The sequence below is a fragment of the Stenotrophomonas sp. SPM genome (assembly GCF_003105135.1).
Taxonomy (GTDB): Bacteria; Pseudomonadota; Gammaproteobacteria; order Xanthomonadales; family Xanthomonadaceae; genus Stenotrophomonas.
In genome coordinates, this window is the sequence record NZ_QETL01000026.1 from 34,540 (window position 1) to 41,803 (window position 7,264).

General features: G+C 67.5%; 6 protein-coding genes. 2 read left to right on the forward strand and 4 right to left on the reverse strand.

The annotated features are described in order from the left end of the window. Window positions 1–9 precede the first annotated feature (9 nt). Together DCO49_RS08345 and DCO49_RS08350 are read left to right on the forward strand one after the other, a co-directional pair. Window positions 10–1,032 (forward strand): amidohydrolase family protein, encoded by a 1,023-nt coding sequence (locus DCO49_RS08345; RefSeq protein ID WP_116863642.1) that lies wholly within the window; start codon window positions 10–12, stop codon window positions 1,030–1,032. After that, entirely contained in the window at window positions 1,032–1,922 is an 891-nt protein-coding gene (locus DCO49_RS08350; protein ID WP_116863643.1) for an amidohydrolase family protein, read from the forward strand. The genes DCO49_RS08345 and DCO49_RS08350 overlap by 1 nt, the downstream gene beginning before the upstream one ends. A 193-nt stretch (window positions 1,923–2,115) precedes the next feature. Here the strand turns inward: DCO49_RS08350 and DCO49_RS08355 are convergent, their stop codons facing one another. From DCO49_RS08355 to DCO49_RS08370, 4 genes are read right to left on the reverse strand one after another with little or no spacing between them, the layout of a single operon-like run. Continuing rightward, window positions 2,116–3,189, reverse strand: a complete 1,074-nt coding sequence (locus DCO49_RS08355) for a chemotaxis response regulator protein-glutamate methylesterase (RefSeq protein WP_116863644.1) — start codon at window positions 3,187–3,189, stop codon at window positions 2,116–2,118. Continuing rightward, window positions 3,186–3,782 carry a chemoreceptor glutamine deamidase CheD gene (cheD, locus tag DCO49_RS08360; RefSeq protein WP_116863645.1) on the reverse strand — a complete coding sequence of 199 codons (597 nt, stop codon included), beginning with the start codon at window positions 3,780–3,782 and terminating at the stop codon, window positions 3,186–3,188. Before cheD ends, DCO49_RS08355 begins: the two co-directional genes overlap by 4 nt. After that, complete coding sequence (locus tag DCO49_RS08365) at window positions 3,779–4,648, reverse strand: CheR family methyltransferase (RefSeq protein WP_116863648.1); 870 nt, start codon at window positions 4,646–4,648, stop codon at window positions 3,779–3,781. The genes cheD and DCO49_RS08365 overlap by 4 nt, the downstream gene beginning before the upstream one ends. Before the next feature lie 33 nt (window positions 4,649–4,681). Beyond that, window positions 4,682–6,967 (reverse strand): methyl-accepting chemotaxis protein, encoded by a 2,286-nt coding sequence (locus DCO49_RS08370; protein ID WP_116863646.1) that lies wholly within the window; start codon window positions 6,965–6,967, stop codon window positions 4,682–4,684. Between the last annotated feature and the right edge of the window lie 297 nt (window positions 6,968–7,264).

The following is a 7,264-nucleotide window of genomic DNA, read 5'->3' on the forward strand; positions in this document are numbered from 1 at the left end:
AGATCCCCCATGATCATCGACTGCCACGGCCACTACACCACGGCCCCCGCCGGCCACGATGCGTTCCGCAAGGCGCAGGTGGCCCGCTTCAACGACCGCTCGCTGCCGGCGGCGGTCTATCCCACGATCAGCGACGATGAGCTGCGCGACAGCGTGGAGGCCAACCAGCTGCGCCTGCTGCGCGAGCGCGGTGCGGACATGACCATCTTCTCGCCGCGCGCCAGCACCATGGCCCACCACATCGGCGACGAGCAGGTGAGCACCGAGTGGACGCGCCACTGCAACGACCTGATCGCGCGGGTGGTGCAGCTGTACCCGGATCAGTTCATCGGCGTGTGCCAGCTGCCGCAGTCGCCAGGCGTACCGATTGCGCGTTCCGTGGCCGAGCTGGAGCGCTGCGTGAACGAGCTTGGTTTCGTCGGCTGCAACCTCAACCCCGATCCCTCCGGCGGCCACTGGGATGGCCTGCCGTTGACCGATCGTTCCTGGTACCCGTTCTTCGAGAAGATGGTGGAACTGGACGTACCGGCCATGGTGCACGTGTCGGGCAGCTGCAATGACAATTTCCACGCCACCGGCGCGCACTACCTGAACGCCGATACCACCGCTTTCATGCAGTTCCTGCAGGGCGATCTGTTCCGTGACTTCCCGGAGCTGCGCTTCATCATCCCGCATGGCGGTGGTGCGGTGCCGTACCATTGGGGCCGCTTCCGGGGCCTGGCGGACATGCTGGGCAAGCCGCCGCTGGCCGAGCACGTGATGAAGAACGTCTACTTCGATACCTGCGTGTACCACCAGCCCGGCATCGACCTGCTGTTCGAGGTGATCGACATCGACAACATCCTGTTTGGTTCGGAAATGGTGGGCGCGGTGCGTGGCATCGACCCGCAGACCGGCCATTTCTTCGATGACACCCGGCGCTACGTGGATGCGCTGCCGTTGTCCGAGGGCGATCGCCATAAGGTGTTCGAAGGCAACGCGCGGCGGGTCTACCCGCGGCTGGACGCACAGCTGAAGGCGAGGGGGCTGTGATGGCCGCGTTCCAGAAGGATGCCGACTGGCTGGACTACTGCGCCAACCCCAGCCGCCCGACGTTCGTACCGCCGCCAGGTGCGGTGGACGCGCACTGCCATGTGTTCGGTCCGGGCGATGTATTCCCGTATGCACCCGAGCGCAAGTACACGCCCTGCGACGCGGGCAAGGCGCAGCTGTTCGCGCTGCGGGATTTTCTCGGGTTCAGTCGCACCGTGATCGTGCAGGCGACGTGCCATGGTGCCGACAACCGCGCCCTGCTCGATGCGCTGCAGGCCAGCGGCGGCCTGGCCCGTGGCGTGGCCACCGTGCGCGATACGGTCAGCGACGAGGAGCTGCAGCAGCTGCATGCAGCGGGCGTGCGCGGCGTGCGCTTCAACTTCGTGCGCCGGCTGGTCGATCCCAAGCCGGATGCCTATTACCGCGCCATCATCGACCGCATCGCGCCGCTGGGCTGGCACGTGGTGGTGTACTTCGAAGCCGCCGACCTGGGCGAGCGCTGGAAGTTCTTCACCTCGTTGCCGACGACGGTGGTGGTCGACCACATGGGCCGGCCGGACGTGAGCCAGCCGGTGGACGGGCCGGAGTTCCAACGCTTCGTGAAGTTGATGGCCGAGCACGGCAACGTGTGGAGCAAGGTCAGCTGCCCGGAGCGGCTGTCGCGGGTGGGGCCGCCGGGGTATGCCGACGTCGTGCCGTTCGCGCGGCACCTGGTGGAGCGTTTCCCCGATCGTGTGCTGTGGGGCACGGATTGGCCGCACCCGAACATGAAGGACCACATGCCCGATGACGGGCGCCTGGTGGATGTGATTCCGCACATCGCGCCGACGCCGGAGCTGCAGCAGAAGCTGCTGGTGGACAACCCGATGCGGTTGTACTGGGGCGGGTAGAGCCGAGCTCACGCTCGGCTGCTTTCTACGGGGTGCATTGAGCCGAGCGTGGGCTTGGCTCTACGTGGGGCAACCGGCGCGGTCTGTCTCTGGCCGTAGAGCCGAGCCTGTGCTCGGCTGCTTTCTGCGGGGGGCCTTGAGCCGAGCATGGGCTCGGCTCTCCAAAGGCATCCACGCATGGCGTGGATCTATTTCAGCCGCGCGCCAGCGCCAGCAGCCGCCCGGCGATCCGCTCCAGCGGAACCTGCTCCTCCGCCGCGCCCAGCTTGAACGCTGAACCGGGCATGCCCCAGACCACGCTGGTGGCTTCGTCCTGCACCAAGGTCGGGGCGCCGGCCTGGCGCATCTCCAGCAGGCCGCGTGCGCCGTCGTCGCCCATGCCGGTGAGGATGGCGCCGATGGCATTGCCACCGGCGGCCTGCGCCACCGAGCGGAACAGCACGTCCACTGCTGGCTTGTGCCGGTTCACTGCAGGGCCGTCATCCACGCGGCAACGCCAGCGCGCACCGTCGCGGATGATGCGCAGGTGCTTGCCGCCGGGCGGCAGGTAGGCATGGCCGGGCAGTACGGCTTCACCGTCGCTCGCCTCGCGAACGGCCATCGCCGAGTGGCGGTCCAGGCGTTCGGCGAAGGCGGTGCTGAAGCTGGCCGGCAGGTGCTGGGTCATCACCACGGCCGGAGCGTCGGCCGGCAGGCCTTCCAGCACCACGCGCAGCGCTTCGGTGCCGCCGGCTGACGAGCCGATCGCAATCAGGCGGTCGGTGGTGCGGAACTGCGGCGCGGCCGGGCGCACGGACGGCGCCGCATCCAAGATGAGTTTGGGTGCGGCGGTGCGCACCAGCGGGCGCACGCGAGAGCGGGCGGCCATCTTGACCTTGGCGATGATCTCATCGGCGTAGGCCTGCAGGCCGCGCGACACATCGAGCTTGGGCTTCGAAACGAAATCGACCGCACCCAGGGCCAGCGCCTGCAGCGTGGTGTCGGCACCGCGCTCGGTCAGCGAGGAGATCATCACCACCGGCAGCGGATGCAGGCGCATCAGGTTTTCCAGGAAGGCCAGACCGTCCATGCGTGGCATTTCCACGTCCAGGGTGATCACGTCCGGGGCCAGGCGCTTGATCTTCTCGCGTGCGAGCAGCGGGTCGGCGGCGGTGCCGACCACGTCGATGCCCGGATCGCTGGACAGGATCTCGGTCAGCATCTGCCGTACGACGGCGGAGTCGTCGACGATCAGGACCCGGCAGGGGGCGTTGCCGGGCAGGCTCATTCGAACAGCTCCACGCCACCGGTGACCGGGGCCTTGGACAGGCGCGCACGCACGGCCGATTCGGTCGCGGCCACCTCGGCTTCGTGCGCATGCGGCAGGCGCTGCACCACCACGCGGCCGGTATCGGCGAAGAACCAGATCTTGCGCGGATGGATGCCGCACAGGTCTTCGGCGATGATCGGGATGTGCTCGGCCTGCAGGTACTGGCGTACGAATTCGGCATTGCGCGTGCCGACCGGATTGCTGGTGAAGCCCTTCAGTACGTTGGCGCCGCCGAACACCTTGGCTTCGATGCGCTTGCGGTGTGCGCCGCGCTTGAGCATGTCGTTGATCAGCAGTTCCATCGCATAGCTGCCGTAGCGCGCGGGCGCGCCGTCGCCGGCGTTGCCTTCGGGCAGGAGGAAGTGGTTCATGCCGCCGATTTTCAGCACCGGATCGCGCAGGCAGGCGGCCACGCAGGAGCCCAGCGTGGTGGTCAGCGCGGTGGTGTCATCGACCACCAGGTACTGGGTCGGCAGCAGCTTGGCGGCGACGGTCTTGAACCGCGCGTCCTGATAACGCATCACCTCGTCGGTGCGCAGGACGGCGCTCATGCGCCGGCCCCCTGTGCGCGGCGGTACAGGGTGCGGCCGCAGGGCTGGATCAGGTCGGCGGCGTGCAGGTAGTTCTCCGAATGGCCGGTGTAGAGCAGGCCGTCATCGTTGAGGTGATGCACCAGGCGGCCGAGGATGGCGCGCTGGGTCGGCTTGTCGAAGTAGATCATCACGTTACGGCAGAACAGTGCGTCGAACGGACCGCCGACGTCGTAGCGTGGGGCTAGCAGGTTCAGCGGACGGAAGTCGATCAGTTCGTGCAGGGCGGGCAGCACCCGGCACTGGCCCTCGTTAGGACCGCTGCCGCGCTGGAAGTACCGGCGACGCAGGTCCGGGTCGAGATTGGTGACGCGGTCGATGTTGTAGACGCCGCGGCTGGCGGTGGCCAGCACCTGGGTGTCGACGTCCGTGGCGACGATGCGCACCGGCGGCTTCAACGTACCGAACGCCTCGCAGGCGGTGATGGCCATGGAGTAGGGCTCCTCACCGGTGGAAGCGGCGCACGACCACAGCAACAGCGGGCTGCGACTGGAGCGCTGCTGCAGTTCCTCGCGCAGCTTGTCGAAGTGGTGCGGCTCGCGGAAGAACGAGGTGAGGTTGGTGGTCAGCGCGTTGGTGAACGCCTGCCACTCATCGCCGCCGTCCTGTTCCAGATGGTCCAGGTACTGCTGGAAGCTGCGCATGCCCAACGTACGCAGGCGGCGCGACAGGCGGCCGTACACCATGTCGCGCTTTGCCGGCGCAAGGGCGATGCCCACGCGCTGGTAGATCAGGTCGCAGACACGGCGGAAATCACGGTCGGCGAACTCGAATTCGCGGGGGCCGGTGACGATGGGGGTGGGACTGTTCACGGGGGACGTGTCCATCGGCGGGGGCGGCGGCACAAGCCGCCGCCGGGATCAGAATTCCTGCCAGTCGCCGTCGCTGGGGGCGACGAAGCTGGAGCTGGAGGACGGGCTGGCACTGGAACGTCGGGCCGGCGTCGGTGCGGTGGACGGCTGCGGGCGACGCGCCACCGCGGCGGGTGCCGGCGCGACGCGGGCGGTGACCGCCTTCACGGCAGCGGCCACCTGGTTGTCGAGGCGGAAGATCGCCACGGCGTCGGCCAGCTGCGCGGCCTGGTCTTCCATCGCGCGTGCGGCGGCGGTGGCTTCTTCGACCAGTGCGGCGTTCTGCTGGGTGGTTTCGTCCATCTGCACCACGGTCTGGTTGACCTGCTCGATGCCGGCGGACTGTTCCTGCGACGCGGCGGAGATCTCGGCCATGATGTCGGTGACGCGCTGCACCGAGGCGACGATCTCGCCCATGGTGCTGCCGGCCTGGTGCACCAGGCTGGAGCCTTCGGCGACCTTGCCGACCGAGTCGTCGATCAGGCCCTTGATCTCCTTGGCTGCGGCGGCCGAGCGCTGGGCGAGCGTGCGCACTTCGCTGGCGACCACGGCGAAGCCGCGGCCCTGTTCACCGGCACGCGCTGCTTCCACCGCGGCATTCAGGGCCAGGATGTTGGTCTGGAACGCAATGCCGTCGATGACGCTGATGATTTCAGCGATCTTCTTCGAGGAGGCTTCGATGGCCGACATGGTGGTGACCACCTGGTTGACCACACTGCCGCCCTGCGACGCCACGCCCTGAGCGCCGATGGCGAGTTGGTTGGCCTGGCGGGCGTGCTCGGCGTTCTGGCGCACGGTGGAGGTCAGTTCCTCCATCGACGCTGCGGTTTCCTCCAGGTTGGCAGCCTGCTGCTCGGTACGGCGCGACAGATCGCTGTTGCCCGAGGCGATTTCGCCGGCGGCGAGGGTGATGCTGGAGGCGCTGGCCTGGATCTGGCCGACGATCTGGGTCAGCTGGCTGACGGTGCTGTTGGCATCGTCGCGCATGCGGGCGAACACGCCCTGATAGTCACCCTGCATGCGCGTGGTCAGGTCGCCTTCGGCGATCGCCGACAGCAGTTGCGAGAGCTTGCCGAGGTTGTCATCGCTGACCGCCATCATCGCGTTGAGGTTTTCCAGCATCAGGCGGAAATCGTGATCGAAGTGCTGCGTATCGCCACGGCGGCTGAAGTCACCGGCGGCGGCTGCAGCGGCCAGCTGCTTGATCTCTGCGTTGATGCGGCCGAGGTTGGCCTTGACCGTGTCCACGGTGGTGGTCATGGCGGCCTTCTCGCCCGGGTAGCGGGCGACGTCGCGGCTGAGGTCGCCGACGGCGTACTGCTTCACCACGTCCAGAACGTCGTGCAGGGTCTGCACGTGGCTGCCGACCAGGGTGTTGGTCTCCTGCACCATGAGGCCGTACTCGCCGGGGAAGGCGCTGGCGTCCATGCGATAGCTCAGTTCACCATCGTCGTGGCGGCGGGCCATCTCGCGCTGGCCGCTGATGACCGCGTGCAGCTGCTGCTGCATGCCGGACATGGCCTCCAGCAGGCGACCGGTTTCGTCATGCGGCTGCGGGCCGATGTGGCTGTCGAGCTTGCCGCGCGCGATGCCTTCGGCAACGGCGGTGGCCTGCTTCAGCGGGCCGGCGATGCGGTTGCCGATGATCCAGCTCAGGGCGAGCACGATCAGCACCAGCACGCCGCCGGCCACGGTCATCACGCCGGTGAAGGCCCAGGCTTCGTGCTGCACGTCGTCCATGTAGACGCCGGTGGTGACCACCCACTGCCACGGTGCGTACATGCCGGCATAGGTGACCTTGTCGATCAGGCCTTCGCTGCCGGGCTTGCCGGTCTTGTAGTAGGTGAAGCCGCCGCCGAGGCGTGCCATGCCGACCTGCAGGTAGTAGATCGGCACGCCGTCATCGGAGGTGTAATCCTTCTGCACGGTGCCGACGCGCTTCGGCGCGAACGGGTGCATCAGCACGCGGTACTGGGTATCCAGCACGTTGTAGTAATCGGCATCGTGGTTGGCGCGCATCACGTTCAGCGCCTGCAGGGCGGAGGCCTTGGCGGCTTCTTCGCTGAGCTCGCCGCTCTCGGCCAGGCGCTTGTAGTGGTCGAGCACGCCGTAGGTGAGTTCGACCTGGGTCTTCAGGGCGTCCTTGCGGGTCTTGGTGAGGTCCAGGTACTGCATGCGGGCGGCGATCACCGACAGCGCGATCACGCCGATCGCGATGAGCAGCGTCAGCAGGTTGAGCTTGCGCCGGACGGAGAGGTTGCTGAAGTAGTGTTGCCAGCGATGCAGGAGGTTCATGAAGCAGACCAGGTCGAGACGGGCGGGCGGCGCCAGTACCGGTCAGGGCGCGGCAGGCCGTGACAGAACGGTTATCGGCCGGGAGCGGGGAGATTTGAGGGTTACGCACTTTGGGTATTCAGGGTTCCTTGCAGCGGCGGCGGCTGCGGCGCTGCCTGCGGCAGGCTCTTTGAAGCCACGGCGAAAGCAACGGCAACAGCGGTCTGTCGGCGTTTCGCTATGTCGAGGGAGGCGGGCCGGGGTGGGCAGGCGGGACACGCGGTGAATACGTCCATGTAGCTCGTAGGCGCCTTCCGT